Annotated in this window: 26 protein-coding genes and 1 other annotated feature; of the genes, 24 read left to right on the top strand and 2 right to left on the bottom strand. The window is 47.5% G+C overall.

Features of this window, described 5'->3' with window-relative positions; translation table 11 throughout:
• Positions 1 to 71 precede the first annotated feature (71 nt).
• The 16 genes from HWY38_RS15000 (at position 72) to pheA (ending at position 11,889) form a co-directional block, all read left to right on the top strand.
• Entirely contained in the window at positions 72 to 641 is a 570-nt protein-coding gene (locus HWY38_RS15000; protein ID WP_012118105.1) for a Maf family protein, read from the top strand.
• A gap of 31 nt (positions 642 to 672) precedes the next feature.
• Positions 673 to 1,368, top strand: coding sequence for a RadC family protein (gene radC / locus HWY38_RS15005; protein WP_007408165.1), 696 nt, complete (start codon positions 673 to 675; stop codon positions 1,366 to 1,368).
• A 91-nt stretch (positions 1,369 to 1,459) separates the two neighbouring features.
• Positions 1,460 to 2,473: a cell shape-determining protein MreB gene (gene mreB / locus HWY38_RS15010; RefSeq protein WP_003152647.1), complete on the top strand. Its 1,014-nt coding sequence runs from the start codon at positions 1,460 to 1,462 to the stop codon at positions 2,471 to 2,473.
• Between the two features lie 30 nt (positions 2,474 to 2,503).
• Entirely contained in the window at positions 2,504 to 3,367 is an 864-nt protein-coding gene (mreC, locus tag HWY38_RS15015; protein WP_007408166.1) for a rod shape-determining protein MreC, read from the top strand.
• A complete protein-coding gene (gene mreD, locus HWY38_RS15020; RefSeq protein ID WP_224182135.1) occupies positions 3,364 to 3,882 on the top strand; it encodes a rod shape-determining protein MreD in 519 nt (172 codons plus the stop codon). The genes mreC and mreD overlap by 4 nt, the downstream gene beginning before the upstream one ends.
• 53 nt (positions 3,883 to 3,935) lie before the next feature.
• Positions 3,936 to 4,616: a septum site-determining protein MinC gene (minC, locus tag HWY38_RS15025; protein WP_003152653.1), complete on the top strand. Its 681-nt coding sequence runs from the start codon at positions 3,936 to 3,938 to the stop codon at positions 4,614 to 4,616.
• A gap of 2 nt (positions 4,617 to 4,618) precedes the next feature.
• Entirely contained in the window at positions 4,619 to 5,422 is an 804-nt protein-coding gene (gene minD / locus HWY38_RS15030) for a septum site-determining protein MinD (protein ID WP_016938784.1), read from the top strand.
• A gap of 127 nt (positions 5,423 to 5,549) precedes the next feature.
• The gene (locus HWY38_RS15035) at positions 5,550 to 6,353 is read left to right on the top strand and encodes a M23 family metallopeptidase (RefSeq protein ID WP_224182136.1); all 804 of its coding nucleotides are present in this window, start codon (positions 5,550 to 5,552) and stop codon (positions 6,351 to 6,353) included.
• Complete coding sequence (locus HWY38_RS15040; RefSeq protein WP_007612866.1) at positions 6,346 to 7,212, top strand: M50 family metallopeptidase; 867 nt, start codon at positions 6,346 to 6,348, stop codon at positions 7,210 to 7,212. The genes HWY38_RS15035 and HWY38_RS15040 overlap by 8 nt, the downstream gene beginning before the upstream one ends.
• Before the next feature lie 58 nt (positions 7,213 to 7,270).
• Positions 7,271 to 7,344 (top strand) — a sequence feature (ribosomal protein L21 leader region).
• 13 nt (positions 7,345 to 7,357) lie between these two features.
• On the top strand, positions 7,358 to 7,666 hold the full coding sequence (gene rplU, locus HWY38_RS15045) for a 50S ribosomal protein L21 (protein ID WP_003152660.1): 309 nt from the start codon (positions 7,358 to 7,360) through the stop codon (positions 7,664 to 7,666).
• 2 nt (positions 7,667 to 7,668) lie between these two features.
• The gene (locus HWY38_RS15050) at positions 7,669 to 8,010 is read left to right on the top strand and encodes a ribosomal-processing cysteine protease Prp (protein WP_012118103.1); all 342 of its coding nucleotides are present in this window, start codon (positions 7,669 to 7,671) and stop codon (positions 8,008 to 8,010) included.
• A 12-nt stretch (positions 8,011 to 8,022) separates the two neighbouring features.
• Entirely contained in the window at positions 8,023 to 8,307 is a 285-nt protein-coding gene (gene rpmA / locus HWY38_RS15055) for a 50S ribosomal protein L27 (protein WP_003152662.1), read from the top strand.
• A gap of 317 nt (positions 8,308 to 8,624) precedes the next feature.
• The gene (locus HWY38_RS15060) at positions 8,625 to 9,203 is read left to right on the top strand and encodes a sporulation initiation phosphotransferase B (protein ID WP_003152664.1); all 579 of its coding nucleotides are present in this window, start codon (positions 8,625 to 8,627) and stop codon (positions 9,201 to 9,203) included.
• 31 nt (positions 9,204 to 9,234) lie between these two features.
• The gene (obgE, locus tag HWY38_RS15065) at positions 9,235 to 10,521 is read left to right on the top strand and encodes a GTPase ObgE (RefSeq protein WP_007408172.1); all 1,287 of its coding nucleotides are present in this window, start codon (positions 9,235 to 9,237) and stop codon (positions 10,519 to 10,521) included.
• Between the two features lie 53 nt (positions 10,522 to 10,574).
• Positions 10,575 to 11,018, top strand: a complete 444-nt coding sequence (gene thrR / locus HWY38_RS15070; protein ID WP_007408173.1) for a transcriptional regulator ThrR — start codon at positions 10,575 to 10,577, stop codon at positions 11,016 to 11,018.
• A 13-nt stretch (positions 11,019 to 11,031) separates the two neighbouring features.
• Positions 11,032 to 11,889, top strand: a complete 858-nt coding sequence (pheA, locus tag HWY38_RS15075; protein ID WP_003152668.1) for a prephenate dehydratase — start codon at positions 11,032 to 11,034, stop codon at positions 11,887 to 11,889.
• Positions 11,890 to 11,914: 25 nt separating this feature from the next.
• On the opposite strand, the gene HWY38_RS15080 is transcribed toward pheA, so the two are convergent.
• The gene (locus HWY38_RS15080; protein ID WP_032873821.1) at positions 11,915 to 12,457 is read right to left on the bottom strand and encodes a transcription repressor NadR; all 543 of its coding nucleotides are present in this window, start codon (positions 12,455 to 12,457) and stop codon (positions 11,915 to 11,917) included.
• Positions 12,454 to 13,605, bottom strand: coding sequence for an IscS subfamily cysteine desulfurase (locus HWY38_RS15085; RefSeq protein WP_188155675.1), 1,152 nt, complete (start codon positions 13,603 to 13,605; stop codon positions 12,454 to 12,456). The genes HWY38_RS15080 and HWY38_RS15085 overlap by 4 nt, the downstream gene beginning before the upstream one ends.
• Positions 13,606 to 13,710: 105 nt before the next feature.
• Between HWY38_RS15085 and nadB the strand changes: the two genes are divergently transcribed.
• From nadB to ruvA, 8 genes are all read left to right on the top strand, one after another.
• Entirely contained in the window at positions 13,711 to 15,276 is a 1,566-nt protein-coding gene (gene nadB, locus HWY38_RS15090; RefSeq protein ID WP_088037429.1) for an L-aspartate oxidase, read from the top strand.
• Complete coding sequence (nadC, locus tag HWY38_RS15095) at positions 15,258 to 16,106, top strand: carboxylating nicotinate-nucleotide diphosphorylase (RefSeq protein ID WP_003152672.1); 849 nt, start codon at positions 15,258 to 15,260, stop codon at positions 16,104 to 16,106. The genes nadB and nadC overlap by 19 nt, the downstream gene beginning before the upstream one ends.
• Before the next feature lies 1 nt (position 16,107).
• Positions 16,108 to 17,211: a quinolinate synthase NadA gene (gene nadA / locus HWY38_RS15100; RefSeq protein WP_072588434.1), complete on the top strand. Its 1,104-nt coding sequence runs from the start codon at positions 16,108 to 16,110 to the stop codon at positions 17,209 to 17,211.
• Positions 17,212 to 17,337: 126 nt separating this feature from the next.
• Positions 17,338 to 18,543, top strand: a complete 1,206-nt coding sequence (gene safA / locus HWY38_RS15105; protein ID WP_060387079.1) for a SafA/ExsA family spore coat assembly protein — start codon at positions 17,338 to 17,340, stop codon at positions 18,541 to 18,543.
• A gap of 147 nt (positions 18,544 to 18,690) precedes the next feature.
• A complete protein-coding gene (locus tag HWY38_RS15110; protein ID WP_014721606.1) occupies positions 18,691 to 19,284 on the top strand; it encodes a YhcN/YlaJ family sporulation lipoprotein in 594 nt (197 codons plus the stop codon).
• Positions 19,285 to 19,416: 132 nt separating this feature from the next.
• The gene (locus HWY38_RS19290; RefSeq protein WP_007612850.1) at positions 19,417 to 19,536 is read left to right on the top strand and encodes a hypothetical protein; all 120 of its coding nucleotides are present in this window, start codon (positions 19,417 to 19,419) and stop codon (positions 19,534 to 19,536) included.
• Between the two features lie 133 nt (positions 19,537 to 19,669).
• Positions 19,670 to 20,179 carry an intercompartmental signaling factor BofC gene (locus tag HWY38_RS15115; protein WP_007408184.1) on the top strand — a complete coding sequence of 170 codons (510 nt, stop codon included), beginning with the start codon at positions 19,670 to 19,672 and terminating at the stop codon, positions 20,177 to 20,179.
• Between the two features lie 135 nt (positions 20,180 to 20,314).
• A complete protein-coding gene (gene ruvA, locus HWY38_RS15120; RefSeq protein ID WP_007612848.1) occupies positions 20,315 to 20,920 on the top strand; it encodes a Holliday junction branch migration protein RuvA in 606 nt (201 codons plus the stop codon).
• Positions 20,921 to 20,925 lie beyond the last annotated feature (5 nt).

Below are 20,925 nucleotides of genomic sequence, written 5' to 3' on the forward strand. Positions count from 1 at the left end.
GTTGCCCGTTTGATTTGGTAGGATAGACAAGTATCTTTTTTTCTTAAGCAAACCCTGAAAGGATGACAATCATGACAAAACGCTTAATACTCGCATCACAATCTCCGCGAAGAAAAGAACTCCTTAATCTTCTTCAGATTCCTTACAGCATTATTGCAAGCCGCACGGAAGAAAAATTAAATCGAAACCTTTCGCCGGAAGAAAACGTCCAATGTTTGGCCGAGCAAAAAGCCGGAGCTGTATTGGCCGAAAATCCCGATGCAGTCGTTATCGGGGCTGACACGATGGTGTGTATAGACGGCGAATGCCTCGGCAAACCGCATGACAGAGAAGAAGCGGCACACATGCTGCGGAGGCTTTCCGGCCGAAGCCATCAAGTCATTACGGCGGTCAGCATTCAGACGCATGACCGGAAAGAAACGTTCTGTGACACGACGGAAGTGACGTTTTGGCCGCTCAGTGAAGACGACATACAGCTCTACATTGAAACAAAAGAACCGATGGATAAAGCAGGTGCATACGGCATCCAAGGAAAAGGCGCGCTTTTAGTGAAAAAAATAGACGGTGATTTTTATTCTGTCGTCGGGCTTCCTGTCGCTAAAACAATGAGAGCCTTGAAAGAATTTAATATAAAAGCTTGATGTTCAAACCGGGAAGGGGAACAAGGAGGGGTTGATCATCCGTGATCTGCCGTTAAAATTAAGAGATTTCCCCGAAAAAGAAAAACCGAGAGAGCGGCTTCTGCACTTCGGAGCCGAACACCTCTCTAACAATGAATTGCTCGCCATCCTGCTGCGGACGGGAACGAAACATGAGTCCGTCATGAACCTCGCTCACCGGCTGCTGCGGACGTTTGACGGGCTGCGACTGTTAAAAGGCGCCTCTGCCCAGGAGCTTTCCAGCATTCCGGGAATCGGCACGGTGAAAGCCGTTCAGATTCTTGCCGCAATTGAGCTGGGGAGCCGCATTCATAAGACATCCGCCGGGGAGCATTGCGTCATCCGCTCTCCGGAAGACGGGGCGAAGTATGTGATGGAGGATATGCGCTTTTTATCCCAGGAGCATTTTGTCTGTTTATATTTAAATACCAAAAATCAAGTCATTCATAAACGCACCGTTTTTATCGGAAGTCTGAATTCATCTATTGTCCACCCGCGGGAGGTGTTTAAAGAAGCTTTCAAACGATCCGCCGCGTCCTTCATTTGTGTTCACAATCATCCTTCAGGAGATCCTACACCGAGCAGGGAAGATATAGAGGTAACCAGGCGGCTTTTTGAGTGCGGAAATTTAATCGGCATCGAGCTGCTGGATCATTTGGTCATTGGTGACAAAAAATTTGTGAGTTTAAAGGAAAAAGGATATTTGTAACACTTTTTTTTTCGTTGATTTAAGATATAATAGATTTTATGAGTTTTTCCCTTTAGGGTATTTTTGCTTTAAGAAAGGAAGATACATACATATGTTCGGAATTGGTACAAGAGACCTTGGTATAGATTTGGGAACCGCGAATACGCTTGTGTTTGTTAAAGGAAAAGGAATCGTAGTGAGAGAGCCGTCTGTCGTTGCTCTGCAAACGGATACGAAGTCCATCGTTGCGGTCGGTAACGATGCGAAAAACATGATCGGAAGAACTCCGGGCAACGTGGTCGCGCTCCGTCCGATGAAAGACGGCGTTATCGCTGACTATGAAACAACTGCGACAATGATGAAATACTACATTAATCAGGCTGTGAAAAATAAAGGATTGTTTGCGAGAAAGCCTTACGTTATGGTGTGTGTGCCGTCAGGTATTACGGCCGTTGAAGAACGGGCGGTCATCGACGCGACAAGACAAGCGGGCGCACGTGACGCTTATCCGATTGAAGAACCGTTTGCGGCAGCAATCGGCGCGAATCTTCCGGTATGGGAGCCGACGGGCAGCATGGTCGTTGATATCGGCGGCGGAACAACTGAAGTGGCGATCATTTCTTTAGGCGGCATTGTTACGTCTCAGTCAATCCGCGTAGCCGGTGACGAAATGGACGACTCAATCATCAGCTATATCAGAAAAACATATAATCTGATGATCGGTGACCGTACGGCGGAAGCTATTAAAATGGAAATCGGTTCAGCAGAAACCGGTGAAGAAAATGCGTCAATGGAAATCCGCGGCCGCGATCTTCTGACAGGTCTGCCGAAAACGATCGAAATCACGGGAACGGAAATTGCAAATGCACTGCGTGATACAGTTCTCTCAATCGTTGACGCGGTGAAGAGCACGCTTGAAAAAACACCGCCTGAGCTGGCCGCTGATATTATGGACAGAGGTATTGTATTAACAGGGGGAGGCGCCCTGCTCCGCAATCTCGACAAAGTCATCAGCGACGAAACGAAAATGCCTGTTCTTATCGCTGAAGATCCGCTGGATTGTGTTGCGATCGGCACTGGAAAAGCACTGGAGCACATCCATCTTTTCAAAGGAAAAACAAGATAATCAGGAGTTAAATAGAAGAGGTGTATCACGATGCCGAACAAACGGTTAATGCTATTACTTCTGTGTATTATCATATTGGTGGCTATGATTGGATTCTCGCTGAAGAACGGCCGTAATACCACCTGGCCTGAAAAGCTGATCGGTGATACGACGGGAGTATTTCAAAACATTTTTCACACGCCTGCCGAATATTTTGCAGGGTTCTTCGGGGACATAAAAGACCTGAAAAACACGTACAAGGAAAACGAACGCTTAAGACAAAAGCTGGACGGACAGACACAATATGAAGCGAAGCTCCAAGAACTCAAAGATGAAAACAAGAAGCTGCGTGATGAACTCGGGCATGTCAAATCAATTTCCGACTATGATCCGATTTTAGCGACCGTTATCGCCAGAAACCCTGATCAATGGTACAAGCAGATCATGATTAATAAGGGAACGAAGCAGAAAGTTGCCAAAGACATGGCTGTCACGAACGAAAAGGGTGCGCTGGTCGGGAAGATCAAAAGCAGCGGACTCAACAGTTTCACATCCGCCGTTCAGCTGCTGAGCGATGTTGACCGCAATAACAGAGTGGCCACCAAAATCTCCGGCAAAAAGGGAAGCAAAGGCTACGGTTTAATTGAAGGGTATGATAAAAAGAAACAGACCCTGAAAATGACCATCCTTGAGCCGGATGAAAAACGCGAAGTGAAAAAAGGCGACCTCGTGGAGACATCCGGAACGGGCGGCGTATTTCCTCAAGGGCTGACGGTCGGGGAAGTGACCGATGTAGAATCAGATGCTTACGGCCTGACGAAAATCGCTTACGTGAAACCGGCTGCCGACCTGTACGATCTTGACCATGTCATCGTCGTGAACCGAAGCGTAGCAACAGGGGAGGAAGGATCGTGAAACGTTTCCTTCTCCCTTTGATTATGATTTTGGTCTTTTGTGCGGAAAGCATCTATACCGATCTGGTGCGTTTTCCTTTCGTTTCCGTTGAGCAGCAGGTCGTTCCGCATTTTCTTTTGCTTGCGCTGATTTTTATGTCCGCTTATATCAACCAAAAGCATGCGGTGATCTACGGTTTGATTTTCGGATTTCTTTATGACATCAATTATACGGGTGTTTTAGGCGTTTATATGTTTGGTTTTGCCGGTTTATGCTATCTGGCGGCCAAAGCGTTTAAAGTGCTGCAGACAAACGCCCTGATGGTCATTCTGGTCGCGGTGCTGAGCGTATGTGTGCTTGAATTTTACGTTTACGGCATTCAGACGTTAATCCGCAGCGGCACAATGACGTTTAACGATTTTGTCATTCAGCGGTTCTTGCCGACCGCTTTGCTGAATATTGCGGGAGCCATTATATTAGTCCTGCCCTTCAGGCTGTTTTATATAAGTCTGAAGAAAGAATTAAGAGATGAGTAAAAAGGATTTTATCTTTTTTTGACGAAAAGAGTATGTTGTTGAGGTGAACATTGATGAAGACCAAAAAGCAGCAATATGTAACAATAAAAGGAACAAAAAACGGCTTAACATTGCATCTGGATGATGCGTGTTCTTTTGATGAGCTTCTCGATGGTCTTCAAAACATGCTGTCGATTGAACAATATACTGATGGCAAAGGCCAAAAAATCAGTGTTCATATTAAACTCGGGCATCGGTATCTGTATCAGGAACAGGCAGAGCAGCTGACTGATCTGATCGCGTCAAAGAAAGATTTAGTCGTGCATTCAATTGACAGTGAAGTCATCGCCAAAGAAGAAGCGCAGCGGATGAAAGAGGAGCAGGAAATTGTTTCTGTTTCCAAAATCGTCCGTTCGGGCCAGGTGCTTCACGTGACGGGAGATTTGCTTTTAATCGGAGATGTGAATCCCGGCGGTACGATCAGAGCCGGAGGAAATATATTTGTTCTCGGTTCATTAAAAGGGATTGCCCACGCGGGTTATAACGGAAATAACCGGGCTGTGATCGCCGCATCCGAAATGATGCCGACACAATTGAGGATCAATCACGTGTTAAATCGCTCCCCAGACCACATTCAAAAAGGGAACGACATGGAATGTGCTTATTTAGATACTGACGGAAATATGGTCATTGAACGCCTTCAGCAATTGGCTCATTTAAGACCTGATCTAACAAGGCTTGAGGGAGGAATGTGAAATTGGGTGAGGCTATCGTAATAACTTCGGGAAAAGGCGGAGTAGGTAAAACAACAACATCTGCAAACCTCGGTACCGCCTTAGCCATTTTAGGGAAGCGCGTCTGTTTGGTAGACACAGATATAGGACTGCGCAACCTTGATGTCGTAATGGGTCTTGAAAACAGAATTATTTACGACTTAGTAGATGTAATTGAAGGCAGATGCAAGACGCATCAGGCGCTTGTCAAAGACAAACGTTTTGATGATCTGCTTCATTTAATGCCGGCTGCCCAGACAAGCGACAAGACGGCTGTTGTCCCTGAGCAGATCAAATCGCTTGTGCAGGAGCTTAAGCAGGAATTTGATTATGTCATTATTGATTGTCCGGCCGGAATTGAACAAGGCTATAAAAATGCCGTCTCCGGAGCTGATAAGGCGATTGTTGTGACGACGCCGGAAATATCAGCGGTGCGGGACGCTGACCGCATTATCGGACTTTTGGAGCAGGAAGATATTGAACCGCCGCGCCTTATCGTGAACCGCATCAGAAATCATCTGATGAAAAACGGTGACACGATGGATGTGGATGAAGTTGTTCATCATCTGTCTATTGATCTCCTCGGAATCGTTGCTGACGATGATGAAGTGATCAGGGCTTCAAATATCGGCGAACCGATTGCCATGAATTCCAAAAACCGCGCCAGCATTGCGTACCGCAATATCGCCCGGCGCATTTTAGGAGAATCCGTTCCTTTGCAGGTGCTTGAAGAGCAGCAAAAAGGGATGATGGCGAAAATCAAGTCATTTTTCGGCGTGCGTTCATAATATATACCAGAATACAAAGATCTGATGAAGCCCAGCTTATCAGGTCTTTTTTGTTTTTCAAGAGCGCATATTTGCAATGGACAAGACATAGGATGTACAAACCCAACGATTGCAAAGGATGATGGCGATGAGTCACAGAGCTGATGAAATTAGAAAAAGACTGGCCAAAAGAAGAAAACAGCGGCCTGAATCAAAACGGACTTTCGTTCAAAACGCCCAAACGCAGAATTTTCCCGCGTGGCAGACAGTCAAGGAGCAGGAAAAGCACAAGCTTCTACCGGACTACGAATATCAAACGGAACACCCGCCCGAATTTAACGGACGGCATCCATTGATCAGCGCTCATTCTATTATTTTAAAATGCCTGCTGGCCGCCTGTCTCGTACTGATCTCCGCTATTGCCTATAAAACTGACAAACAGCCGCTGAGTCAGATCAAACCGGCGATCGCAGAAACCTTTCAAAAAGAATTTCAGTTTGCTGCCGTAAGCAATTGGTTCGTATCTTCCTTCGGAAACCCGCTCGCTTTTCTTACGCCGGGAACGAAAAAGAAGGACGGTCAGGTGGCGGTCAGTCAGGATATGGCCGTTCCTGCCGCGGGGAAAATCCAGCAGGACTTTCAAAATAACGGAGAGGGCGTCGTCGTCGAAACCGCCAGTGAAGCCATTGACAGCGTAAAAGAAGGCTACATTATGGAAGTGAGCAAAGATAAAAAAACAGGACTGACGGTGAAGGTGCAGCACGCCGACAATACAAGCAGCATTTACGGCCGGCTAAAAGATGTTAACGTTTCATTGTACGACTTTGTCGATAAAGGGAAAAAGATCGGTTCGATCAAGCTCAACGATAAAAGTAAAGGTCAGTACTATTTCGCGATCCAGGATGGCGATAGATTCATAGATCCGATCCAGGTGATCACTTTTGATGAATAAATGGCTCAGCCTCCTTTTCAAAGTTCATGTCCATCCTTTTCTTTGGATTATCATGGGGCTTGGTCTTATGACGGGGCACATCAAAGCGCTGCTGTGTCTTTTGCTGGTCGTATCCGTTCATGAGCTGGGGCATGCTGCTCTGGCTGTGTTTTTTTCGTGGCGCATTAAACGAATCTTTCTGCTCCCTTTCGGCGGGACGGTTGAGGTGGAGGAGCACGGAAACCGGCCGCTTAAAGAGGAATTCGCGGTCATCCTGGCGGGCCCGCTTCAGCATGTGTGGCTTCAGGCGGCAGCCTGGCTCTTTTTCATGTCAGGTTTTGCAAGTGAGCAGACATTTGAGATGTTTACCTTTTATAATCTCTCCATTCTTTTCATCAATCTTTTGCCGATCTGGCCGCTTGACGGCGGAAAGTTTGTGTTTTTATACTTCTCCAAACAAATGGCTTTTCAAAAAGCGCATCTTCTCAGCCTGCAGACATCGGCCGTTTCCGCGCTTTTGCTCTGCTGCTGGATTGTGCTGGCCGTCCCCCTTCAGGTCAGCGCATGGGTGCTGTTCGTCTTTCTCACCGCTTCTTTATGGGATGAATACCGGAAGCGGCATTATATTCAGCTGAGGTTTCTTTTGGAGAGATACTACGGCAAAAACCGCGATGTCGCCATGCTGCATCCTTTGACGGTCGCTGCCGATGCCAAAGTAAAGCATGTCATGGCCGAATTCAAACGGGGATGCAAGCACCCCATTATCATTGAAAAAGCCGGAGAAAAGCTCAGCCAGCTCGATGAAAATGAAGTGCTTCATGCGTATTTTGCCGATAAACGGACAGATTCCTCTATGGAAGACCTGCTGCTGCCTTACTAGAAATAGATTGACATATCCTTTTGGTTCTGATATATTTTTTAATGTTATGGATGTAGCACCAATGCTACAACCGCTCGGGACAGGTGATAAGAGCTTTAAAGCCCCCTGTTGCTGGCGAGTCTTAGTCTAATAGGAGGTGCAGAGAATGTACGCAATCATTAAAACAGGCGGAAAACAAATCAAAGTTGAAGAAGGTCAAACTGTTTACATCGAAAAACTTGCTGCTGAAGCAGGTGAAACAGTGACGTTTGAAGACGTATTGTTTGTTGGCGGAGACAGCGTGAAAGTCGGCAACCCAACAGTTGCAGGCGCGACAGTTACAGCTAAAGTTGAAAAACAAGGCCGTGCGAAAAAAATCACTGTTTTCCGTTACAAGCCAAAGAAAAATGTTCATAAAAAACAAGGTCATCGTCAGCCTTATACTAAATTGACAATCGAAAAAATCAACGCGTAAGCATGATTGAGGCAACAATTCGAAGATCCCGGAATGACGGGGGCATTTTGTCCTTTGAAATGACGGGACATGCCGATTTTGCTGAACATGGACGAGATCTCGTATGCGCCGGGGTCACGGCTGTCGTTTTCGGAGCGGTCAATGCGGTTATCGCGCTGGCTCCTCTCGAACCGATTCTTGATATAGGCGAGGACGGGGGTTATTTCTACTTTGAATTCCCTGAAGCCGCTGATCAGGAAGCTTTGCAAAAAGCGCAGCTGCTGATTGAAGGCATGATTGTTTCTCTTGAAACGATCGAGCGGGATTACAGTGAACACTTACGGTTGACTGCAAACCAAATATAGGAGGTGAGTTACATGCTTAGATTAGATCTTCAGTTTTTCGCTTCTAAAAAAGGTGTAGGTTCTACAAAGAACGGACGTGACTCTGAATCTAAACGTTTAGGCGCTAAACGTGCAGACGGTCAATTCGTAACAGGCGGATCTATCCTTTACCGTCAACGCGGAACGAAAATCTACCCAGGTGAAAACGTGGGCCGCGGAGGAGATGACACTCTTTTTGCTAAAATCGACGGAACTGTTAAATTCGAACGTTTCGGCCGTGACCGCAAAAAAGTGAGCGTATATCCTGTAGCTCAATAATGACACAAAAAACTCCGGTCGTTGACTGGAGTTTTTTTTGCAGTAAGCGGAGTAACATCAAGAATGAAAAGCAGAGGATGCGTGAGTGAACCCCGCCTTGAATGAGGACATCAGCTTCCCATACCCACTGGATATGTTCCCCAAGCAGTGATACCAAAAATGTTTCTGCCTGGCATCCGCATTGTATGCGATCCGAAAAAGGAACATGATGAACCAGGAAAAACAAGTGTTTTTTTAACAAAGCCTTCTCTGTTATAATTCATAGTACACACTTATCAAGACTCCTAAAAAGAAATTAAACGATTGGGAGTGCGAAAATGAAGGATGTATCGAAGAAACAAGAAGAACCTGTAAGCGATGCGGCTCTGATTAATGAGCTGATCCAATTAATGGGCCATTTCCGTCATGATTGGATGAATAAGCTGCAGCTGATAAAAGGAAACTTAAGTTTGCAGAAGTATGACAGGGTCGTTGAAATTATTGACGAAATGGTCATAGATGCAAAGCACGAATCAAAGCTCTCAAACCTGAAAACCCCGCACTTGGCGTTTGACTTTCTGACATTTAATTGGAAGTCCCGTTATATGAGACTCGAATACGAAGTGCTCGGAGAAATTAAAGATTTATCGGCATATGATCAAAAGCTGTCGAACCTGATGAGAAAACTGTTTCATCTGTTCGGTCTGGCAGTAAGCAATGAAAGTGAAAATCATCTGACCGTATCGCTGCAGACGGATCACCCTGACAGACAGCTTATTGTATATCTCGATTTTCATGGAACGATTGCAAATGCAGATGTGTTTGATGAATTTCGCAAATCCCGGTATGAGGACTTTGATGTCATGCAATTTGAGCTGACCGGCCATGAATGTGTGGCCGAAATTGGAATGAACTAGCGGTTTTTTACGGTTTAGAACGGAGGATATTATGTTTGTAGATCAGGTGAAAGTATATGTAAAAGGCGGCGACGGCGGTAACGGAATGGTTGCGTTCCGCCGTGAAAAATATGTGCCGAAAGGCGGGCCTGCCGGCGGTGACGGAGGTAATGGAGGCGACGTCGTTTTTGAGGTTGATGAAGGACTGCGCACGCTCATGGACTTCCGGTACCAGCGCCATTTCAAAGCGATACGCGGCGAGCACGGCATGTCTAAAAACCAGCACGGCAGAAATGCGGACGATATGGTTGTTAAAGTTCCGCCCGGCACAGTCGTAACGGATGACGATACAAAACAGGTCATTGCCGATCTGACAGAGCACGGGCAGCGCGCCGTCATCGCAAAAGGCGGACGCGGCGGACGCGGAAATACCCGCTTTGCGACACCGGCCAACCCGGCACCGCAGCTGTCAGAGCACGGAGAGCCCGGAAAAGAGCGCTATATCGTGCTTGAACTGAAAGTGCTTGCAGACGTAGGTCTCGTCGGCTTCCCGAGCGTCGGAAAATCTACGCTTCTGTCTGTCGTTTCATCGGCAAAGCCGAAAATCGCCGATTATCATTTTACAACGCTTGTTCCGAATCTGGGCATGGTGGAAACGGATGACGGAAGAAGCTTCGTCATGGCGGATCTGCCCGGTTTGATTGAAGGAGCGCATGAAGGAGTCGGCTTAGGCCACCAATTTCTCCGCCATATCGAACGGACGCGCGTCATCGTTCACGTCATTGACATGTCAGCGATGGAAGGCCGTGATCCGTATGAGGATTATGTGACCATTAATCAGGAGCTCAGTGAATATAATCTGCGGCTGACGGAGCGTCCGCAAATTATCGTTGCGAATAAAATGGACATGCCCGAAGCGGCTGAAAATCTTAAAGCGTTTAAAGAAAAGCTTCAGGATGACCATCCTGTCTTCCCGATCAGCGCGGTGACGAGAGAAGGGCTCCGCGATCTTCTGTTTGAAGTCGCCAACCAGCTGGAAACAACGCCTGAATTCCCGCTGTATGATGAAGAAGAACTGGCGGAAAACCGCGTAATGTACACGATGGAAGACGAAGAAATTCCATTTAACATTACCCGTGATCCGGACGGTGCGTTTGTGCTTTCAGGTGACAGTCTGGAACGCCTCTTTAAAATGACTGACTTCTCCCGTGACGAATCCGTCAAGCGTTTTGCAAGACAGATGCGCGGTATGGGCGTTGATGAAGCGCTCAGAGAACGCGGTGCTAAAGACGGCGATATCATCCGGCTTCTGGAATTTGAATTTGAATTTATTGATTAAAAAAATGGAGAGCTTGCATTGCAGGCTCTCTGATGTAAAAGGGAGGGGTGCAGGTGAAAGAAGAGACATTTTATTTAGTGCGTGAAGACGTTCTGCCTGATGCGATGCGGAAAACCCTTGAAGTCAAAAAGCTGCTCGACAGAAAAAAGGCTGAATCGGTTGCAGATGCCGTGCAGAAAGTTGATTTAAGCAGAAGCGCTTTTTACAAATACCGAGATGCGGTTTTCCCTTTTTACACGATGGTTAAAGAACAAATAATCACACTTTTCTTTCATTTGGAGGATCGGTCAGGCGCGTTATCCCAGCTTTTGCAGGCGGTGGCTGACTCAGGAAGCAACGTGCTTTCCATTCACCAGACGATTCCGCTTCAGGGCAGGGCGAATGTCACGCTCTCAATCAGTACGTCCGCAATGGAAGAAAACATTCATACGTTAATGAATAAACTGAGAAAATTTGATTTTATAGAAAAAGTTGAGATCTTAGGGTCAGGCGCGTAAGGAGAGAAGAGACATGAAAGTCGGTTATTTAGGGCCAGAAGCCACATTTACACATCTAGCAGTCAGTTCCTGCTTTCAAAACAGCGTGACACAAGCACCTTATCAAACAATACCGGCATGCATGGATGCGGCGGTTGCGGGAGAAGTTGATCTTGCATTTGTTCCTTTGGAAAACGCGCTGGAGGGCTCGGTTAACTTAACGATTGACTATTTGATTCATGAGCAGCCTCTTGCGATCGTGGGGGAAATGACGCTGCCGATTCACCAGCATCTGCTCGTTCACCCTTCGAGAGAAAATGAGTGGAAAAAGCTTGAGAAAATTTATTCTCATTCCCATGCGATTGCGCAATGCCACAAATTTCTTCACCGGCATTTTTCGTCCGTTCCTTATGAGTATGCGAAGTCAACAGGTGCGGCTGCCAAGTATGTCAGTGAGCATTCGGACCTTCCGATCGGCGTGATTGCAAATGAAATGGCCGCCGCTACATACGGATTGAGCATCGTGAAGCGGGATATTCAGGATTATCAGGACAACCACACGAGATTTGTCATTCTTTCACCTGAAAAAGACGTCTCATTCGAAGTGAATGCGAAACTGTCTTCACGGCCGAAAACGACGATGATGGTAACGCTTCCCCAAGATGACCAATCAGGTGCGCTGCACAGGGTGCTGTCCGCTTTTTCATGGAGAAACCTGAATTTATCAAAGATCGAATCGCGCCCGACAAAAACCGGTCTCGGCAACTATTTCTTTATTATTGATATTGAACAGGCGATGGATCAGGTTCTCATTCCCGGTGCCGTTCAAGAGATGGAAGCCCTCGGCTGCCGGGTCAAGCTTCTGGGAACATATCAATCCTATTCGATATAAAAAAAGCCCTTCAGGGGGCTTTTTTTTAATCTTTTATTAAAATACCCGCGTCGTTCAGCGCTTGGCAGGCTTGGTCAATCCGCTCTTTTGTCGGGGCGCTTAACGTATGAAGGTGCACGCCTCCGGTCAGCTGTGAAAGGTAAGCGGCATTTGTCGAGTTAATGTGATCCATGAATTGTTTGACTTCTTTCCGTGTGCTGACTCTTATGGCGGCGGTTAAATCGCCGTACACGGGGTGTTCAATAATGACGTCCTTTATGGTGACGCCTTCATCGACAATGAGTTCAAGCTCTTCTTCCGTCCGCTCCGGGCCGTGCAGACAGGCGACAATCCGTTCGGCGTTATTTCCGCCGCCGGCATTCATGCTGATGTATAAGTAGCCTTGGCTCGTCGCGATGATCGGCTCGTTTTTTGCTTTCAAGAGTGATATGTCCTGCACGATCACCTGTCTTGAGACATTTGCTTTTTTGGCCAATTCGCCTCCTGTTAATGGCGAGCCGGCTTCTTTCAGCCAATGAAGCAGCATGTCGCGTCTTTTCGCCCCTGTAAGCTTCGTTCCTTCTGTCAAATTGCTGATTCTCCTTTCTTTTGCTCCCATAGCGCCGTAAATGTATGTATCAGCATATCGAGCTGTTCACATGTTGTTTCGTTTCCGAATGAGATCCGGAAAAACTGCCGCGCTTCCCGTTCGGTTTTTCTCAGCGCCTTCATAGCTGAAGAAGGGCCGTGGCTGCCGGCGGAACATGCGCTCCCGGTTGAGATGCAAATATCGTTACGATTACATTCTAACATAATATATTGTCCTTCAAAGGAGTGAAAAAAACACCCGACAATGTGGGGCAGGCATTCACCGCCGGTTTCTTCCTCTGAAAATGAAATGGGGAGGCCTTGACGCCTAATTTGGTCATACAAATAATTCCTCAGCCTGTCAGCATGCTCACGGTGTTCCTCCATATGTTTCACTGCATACTCCGCAGCAGCGGTAAAAGCGCCGATGGCCGGCACATTCACCGTACCGGGCCTGAACCCGTTTTCATGCACGGTATGCGGATAAACCGGATTCCAGCTGACACCGGGCCGAATGTAAACAGCCCCGGTGCCTTTCGGGCCGTATACTTTATGACCGGAGACGGAAAGGGCGTCGATTCCCGCCTGATCCGCATCAATCGGCAGTTTGCCGAAACTTTGAACACAATCGCAATGCAGTAAAATGTTTCTCTGGTGAAGAAAAGCGGCCAGACGATTCACAGGCTGGATGAGGCCGGTTTCTGAATTGGCGTGCTGTATGGAAACGAGCCCCGTGTCAGGACGGATATGAGCCGCCAGTATGTCCTCGGTTATAAGGCCGTTTTCGTCGGGATATATGATGGTGACATCAATTCCCCGGTCAGCTAAAAACGCCGCGGCATTATGGATCGAGTGGTGTTCCATTGCGGTCGTAATAAAATGTTTTTTATGATTCGGCAGACCGTACAGCAATGATTGGACGGCCAAGATGTTCGATTCCGTTCCGCCGCTTGTAAAGTGAATGCCGTCTGCCGCTCCGCCGATCAATTTTCCTGCAGAATGTCTGCAATATTCAAGCACGTCCGCCGCTCTTCCTCCGGCGTCATGAAGGCTGCTAGCATTGCCGTATACCTCTGTGCTGAGATGCTGAAAGACTTTCGCGGCTTCTTTGCTTAAAGGCGTTCCCGCCGCGTAATCAAGATAAATCATACAGCCCGTCTCCTATCCGTTTATGTTAAAAAAAGCTTGAGTTTATTTTATCGTTGTGTAAATATAGGTGTCAAGACAGGTGTAAATATAATGGGAGGGTGATGTATGTCTGAAAAAACAATTATCGTCATTGGTACGGGGACGGCGGCCCTTGCCTGTGCTTCCTCATTTCCTCCGTCATACCAAGTAACCGTCATCACAAAGAGAAACGTAACGAACAGCAATTCGTATTATGCTCAAGGCGGGATTGCTGTTTCATACGCAAAAGATGACTCGATAGAATCCCATGTGAACGATACACTGTATGCGGGATGCGGACACAATGACGTGACAGCCGTGCGGCATTTGCTGCAAAGCGGACAGAGCATGATAAACAGGCTGATAGAAGGCCATTTCCCTTTTGATACGAAGTCGGACGGAACGTTTTGTCTCGGCAGGGAAGGCGCTCATTCCAAAAGGAGGATTCTGCACGCCGGGGGAGATGCGACCGGACGGATGCTGGTTGAGTTTCTGGTTCGGCAGCTGAGGGACGGCATTCGGATCATTGAACACGAGACGGTTGTTGATCTGCTGATTGAACACGGGCGATGCGCAGGCGTTGCCGTAAAGGATGCTTCAGGCGCCGTTTCTTACAGAAGAGCGGATTGTGTAGTGCTTGCTTCAGGCGGCTGCGGCAGTCTGTACCAATATCACACAAATGATTCCGCCATAACGGGAGACGGCATCGCTCTTGCCTTCCGCGCGGGAGCTGAGATCACGGATATGGAGTTCACCCAGTTCCACCCGACCCTCCTTGTGAAAAACGGGACTGTTTACGGTCTGATTTCTGAAGCAGTGAGAGGAGAAGGCGGATATTTAGCGGATCGCTTCGGGCGCAGGATCATGGCTGGCAGACACGCGCTTGAGGATTTGGCGCCCCGGGATGTGGTTTCACGGGCGATTTATGAAGAAATGATGAAAGAAAATCCTGTTTTTATAAATTGCAGCCGAATAGCCGATTTTAACAAACGTTTTCCGACCATAACAGAAATTTGTCAAACAGCCGGCGTTGATCTTGAAAGCGGGATCCCCATAGCACCCGGAATGCATTTTTTAATGGGCGGAGTAAAAGCCGATACATGGGGGAAAACGTCCGTGCCTGATTTGTACGCCATAGGCGAGACCGCCTGCACAGGCTTGCACGGGGCGAACCGCCTTGCGAGCAACTCACTGCTGGAAGCCCTGGCAAGCGGGCAACGATGTGCTGAACATATCATTCAAACACCGTTAAACGGAAGATATAAAAAAACCCCGAAGAAAACTGATGTCATCTTACAAGTGCCGGACACAACGATTCATATGCTTCAAGCCAAAATGACAACCGGAGCGGGTATCGTCAGGGAAAAAGAAAACCTGCAGGCGCTGACATCCTGGCTTAACAACGTATCTGTGCATCATATAAATGTGAAGGATATCACAATGGAACAAGCCGAGCTATCCTGCCTATGGAAGACTGCGCAATTTGTTGTCACCTCAGCCCTTATTCGGGAAGAAAGCAGAGGCGCTCATTTTCGCACTGATTTTCCCGGGACGGAGAAAGATTGGCACGGAAAACAAATCATTCATTCAACATCTGGAACGGTTATCAGAAAAAACGAAAGGATTGGGGAACTATGGACATTCTGCAGCTGAAACAAATGCTGACTCATTTTTTTCAGGAAGATATCGGAACGGGTGATGCGACGTCACAAGCGATTTTTTCTGATCAGCAATGTAAAGCGCGGATCATCGCAAAAACAGACGGCGTGTTTGCCGGAGAAGACGTTATCCGTGAAGGATGGAAGCTTTTACACGATGATATCCGCATCCGCCCTCTGAAAAAAGACGGAGAACGGATGAAAAAAGGAGACGTGCTCGCTGAAATGGAAGGCCGGGCGGCAGCTCTTCTTACTGGGGAGCGGGTCATTCTGAATCTCATACAAAGAATGTCAGGCATTGCGACAATGACGGACGAGGCCAAAAGGCGTCTTGATGATCCGTCCATCAAGCTTTGTGATACGAGAAAAACGACACCGGGGCTCAGAATGCTGGAAAAATACGCCGTTCGGGTCGGAGGCGGCTTTAATCATCGCTTCGGCTTATATGACGGCATCATGATTAAAGATAATCATATTGCCGCCTGCGGATCGATAAAGGCGGCCGTGGAGCGGGCAAGAAAAACGGCGGGGCAGATGCTTGCGGTGGAAGTCGAAATCGAATCCGAACAGCAGCTGCTCGAGGCAATAGAAGCGGGCGCAGACATTATTATGTTTGACAATTGTCCGCCTGAGTCCGTCCGGCGTTTTGCAGGCATGACACCGGGCCATATCAAAACGGAAGCATCCGGAGGCATAACGCTCGACACATTGCCCGCTTATAAAGGGACGGGCGTCCAATATATTTCACTCGGATTTCTGACTCATTCAGTAAAAAGCGCCGACATCAGCATGGATGTTGAGGCTGCGGAACAGGGGGATTTTTAAGATGTCTATTTTTGACGTGTTAACTGCATCAGCCGAAATGATGCCGAGCCATTATAAAGACATGAGCACCGGAGAAATGGAAAAGCGTGTCGCCGCCATTAAACGGGATTTCGGAAAGCGCCTGTTCATTCCGGGGCATCACTATCAAAAAGACGAAGTGATACAATTCGCCGATACGGCAGGTGACTCCCTGCAGCTTGCTCAAGTGGCAGAAAAAAATAAAGAGGCGGAATATATTGTGTTTTGCGGCGTGCATTTTATGGCGGAAACCGCTGATATGCTGACTGATGATAACCAAACCGTCATATTGCCCGACATGCGCGCCGGATGCTCGATGGCTGATATGGCAGATATTCAGCAGACGGACAAAGCATGGAAAGAGCTTCAAGAACTGTACGGTAACACCATCATTCCGTTAACATATGTTAACTCGACGGCGGAAATTAAAGCATTCGTCGGTCGGCACGGTGGAGCGACCGTCACCTCTTCGAATGCCCGGAGTGTGCTGAAATGGGCTTTTAAACAAAAAGAAAGAATTTTATTTTTGCCGGATCAGCATTTAGGCAGAAATACAGCCTATGACCTCGGCATTCCGCTGACAGAAATGGCTGTATGGGACCCGGGGCAGAACCGATTGCTTACTGACCATCCGGAAAACATTAAAGTCATCCTTTGGAAAGGACATTGCTCCGTACACGAAAAGTTTACAGCGGAAAATATTTCTCAGCTGCGGCAGCGGGATTCCGGCATCCGCATTATCGTTCATCCGGAATGTTCGCGGGAAGTGGTCTCGCTCAGTGACGACAGCGGGTCTACCAAATATATTATTGATACGATTGAACAGGCTGAACCGGGAAGCAAGTGGGCGATCGGCACGGAAATGAATCTTGTTCAGCGCCTCATTCACTCGCACCCGGATAAACAGATTGAATCATTGAATCCCGATATGTGTCCGTGTCTGACAATGAACAGAATCGACCTGCCGCATTTATTGTGGTCGCTTGAGCAGCTTGAAAAAGGCGAGCCGAAGGGTGTCATTAAAGTTCCGGAAGCGGTTCGGACAGAAGCGCTTCGTGCTTTGAACAGAATGCTGAGTCATACGTAATCATAAAAATTTCCCCTCCTTCCCAAATTTTTTATCATCATGCCCAGTCCACCGGCATATAGTGTGAAGAAACGTATTGTAATGACAAATGTACCGTTCACGTTTTGTGCATAGGAGGGGAAAACGTTGAAAATTCATATCGTTCAAAAAGGCGATTCGCTCTGGAAAATAGCTGAAAAATACGGAGTTGATCTTGAAGAGTTAAAAAAACTGAATCATCAGCTTAGCAATCCAGACTTAATTATGCCTGGAATGAAGATAAAGGTGCCTTCAGAAGCCGTTCCGGTCAGAAAAGAACCCAAGGCCGGCTTCGGAACGTCTGCGCATAAGCATGAGCATCCATATGCCAAAGAAAAACCGAAATCAGTTGTGGACATTGAAGACACCATACCGGAAGAACCGAAGCCGTCAATTCCGTATGTGCCGCCAATCCCTGAAAAGCATGAAAATGTGCTGCCGGAAGCTGATATGAACCAATATTATCCGTCCAATCAGCTGTTTCAGCCGTGGTCGCCTCCTAAGCCGGAGGAACCGGTGACACATTTTGTCGAGCCGAAAGAAAAAGAGCATGACAATAACATTCCACAACAGGAGGAAATGATCAACATGGAAAACGCGAATTACCCGAATATGCCGAAGGCGCCTGAAGCCGGAAAGATGGAAGAAGAAAACGCCGCTTATCATCTGCCGAACATGCCAAACATTCCGAATGTCCCGTTTCCGAATATGCCGGCCGTTGAACCGCCTTTTATGCATTACCCGATGCCGTGCATGCCTTGTCCTTGTCCGGTTCCGGTGACACCGATGCTGCCGGGTTCGGGACTATGCCATCCGTGCTTCCCGGTAGGCGGAGGTTTCGGCGGTTTTGGAGGAGGTTATGGAGGCTTTCCGGTAATGCCGATGCCGTTACCGTACGGATTCCATCATCACGGATTCCATCATCCGGGATTTGGGCCGCAAGCGGGTTACGGTGAATATGAAAACCAGGCCCATGAAAATGCAGAGCATTATGATGGTTCTGCATCCGGTTTCGGCGGTGCTCCGTACGGTCAAATGCCGTATTACGGCGGATATTCGTCACATTACGCAAACGCGCCTCATCATGATGGAAAATTTAAGGATGATGATTGCGGCTGCCATGATTCACATCACCACCACCATCATCACCACGGTTCACATCACCATCACGCAAATATGCCTGTGCAGCCGTATCCGAATGTGGGTGCAAACGCCGGATATTTTATGCCTTACGGCGGAGCAAATCCTAATGCCGCACCGAATCAGCCGAGTCCAAATCAAGTATTCGGACGGCCGGAGGAAGAAGAAGATTAATGTTTCGGGACGATGTATGTCGTTCCTTTTTTTATGTCCAACTGAGGAATGGACATAACTGACAAGCTTAAACCCGCCGCCCGCCGCACATCCTAAACATGAGCGGAAAACGCTCAAACAGCGATGAATCCACGGGGGGTTTTTCCATTGGGTAAAAAACTGATGACGATCGCGGGCGTTTTAGCCGTGACGGCAAGCTTAACGGCATGCGGAGCAAATAATGCCATGAATGACGGACGCTACAATCAGTCAACACGTCCGGTCGGATATTATTCGAATGATAATGGTAACGGCAGAGGCCAGTACGGAATGGACCATCAAGGACCCGTTTCTGAAATGATGGAAAACCGAAACGGCCGTCATAATACGACAAACGTGTCCGACCAGTACGCGCCTAATGACGGGGTTCCGTTAACGACGGACGGCACATATAACGGCCGAAATGTCAATACGCCGCCGGCAGCAATGTCTTATAATGGGTATGACAACGCCGAAAACATCAGGTTGGCGGCAAAAGTTGCAAACCGCGTGAAAAAAGTAAAAGGCGTACAGGATAGTCAGGTCATCGTGACTGACACGAGAGTCGTCATTGCCGTCAGAACAAATCATCCTTTTACGAAAAATGATGATAAACATGTCAAACATGCGGCCAAAAAATTCGCGGACGGCCGTACAATTCAAGTGTTTACCGACAACGCTACTTTTACAAAGCTGCAAGACATGAACAGAAACAGCCGTTAAACGGACTGCCGGATGATTTCATCCGGCAGTATTTTTATGGATAAAGCTTCATCATTTCTTTACATATTCTTAAAACGCTCTTTATATTGCGGTGTTAACATAAAAGTAATAAAACGTAACGGAGGGGCCGGGATGAAAAAAACGGAGCATGACAAAAGCCGCGGAGCAAAAACTGTGTATCTGACCGTAAGGGGATACCGGCTCAAACTGACGCCCGGACAAATGAAACTGATTTCAGCCGGCCGGGCATAATCAATCGGGGCAGCCCTCATATAGAGGCTGCTTTTTTTCGGCCTGAAACAGACAAATGAAAGAAAACGATTAAGCACCGGCATCTTTGGTCAAACTAGCATCAAGAGTTTGATTGAATAAAGAGGTGTTATTGGTGAAACGAATTTGCGGTGCTCGTCTATTGTTTATGCTTATCTTATCGGCTGCGGCCCTGATTTGCGGAGGAAAAGGCGCATACGGGGCTGAGGTCGAGCATTACGGGCCGCTTCGGGTGCATGTCCAGCTGGAAAAGGTCTATCTTGACGGTGATGTCGGCATTGAACATACGGATGAAACCGTTTTAGCGATGGAGGATTTTTGGGCCGCATACGCCGGCTGGACGCTCGTTGAGCAGAAAAAAGGCTTCGTCCTTTTCCGTAAGCATGTTGATGACATTTCCCCGCTCAGTAAGGTTAACGGTTATATCGGTGTCACGGACGGAGGCGTCATCTCCACTTTTCACGGCCGTCCCGGATCGCTGGCCGAGCCGATTCAGTCTTTCTTCCAGATTGATATAGAAAGGCTGGAAAGCCGATTGCAAAAGCACTTGGAACACGGCATACCGTACAGGACAAAAGCGGAGTTTGAGAGCGTGATCGATCATATTAAGACTTACAGCGGCTGACTTTGACGCAAGACATGTGACACATGTCTTTTTTTTTCTGAATGGAAGGTGTCAAAGCGAACATACGTTAACTTTTCTATAAGACTTTGGCTGTTTTTGTGTTACAATGATAAGCAGTCAAAGAGGTGAATAGGTGTGATTGAATTCGTGAAGGGGACGATTGATTATGTATCTCCCCAATACATCGTGATTGAAAACGGCGGAATCGGCTATCAGGTCTTCACTCCGAATCCGTTTATTTATAAGGTAAGCAATCAAGAGACCATTTTTACGTATCATCATATAAAAGAAGACGCCTTTTCTTTGTACGGTTTTTCAACCCGGGAAGAAAAAGCGCTTTTCACAAAGCTGCTGAACGTCACCGGCATCGGGCCTAAAGGGGCCCTCGCCATCCTCGGTTCCGGTGATCCCGGAGCCGTCATCGAAGCGATCGAACAGGAAGATGAAGCCTTTTTGGTGAAATTTCCGGGTGTGGGCAAAAAAACGGCGCGGCAGATTATTCTTGATTTGAAAGGCAAACTGGCCGACGTCGTGCCTGAAATGATTGACAACCTGTTCAATCATGAAGCGCGCATTGAAAAACAAGAGGCTGAAACGGCGCTTGACGAGGCGCTTGAAGCGCTCCGGGTTCTCGGCTACGCCGAAAAAGAAATTAAAAAAGTGCTTCCTCACTTAAAAGAGGAAACGTCGCTTTCAACAGATCAATATGTGAAAAAAGCATTGCAAAAATTATTAAAGTAAGGTGA

The organism is Bacillus sp. KS1 (genome assembly GCF_020075515.1).
Taxonomy (GTDB): Bacteria; Bacillota; Bacilli; order Bacillales; family Bacillaceae; genus Bacillus; species Bacillus velezensis.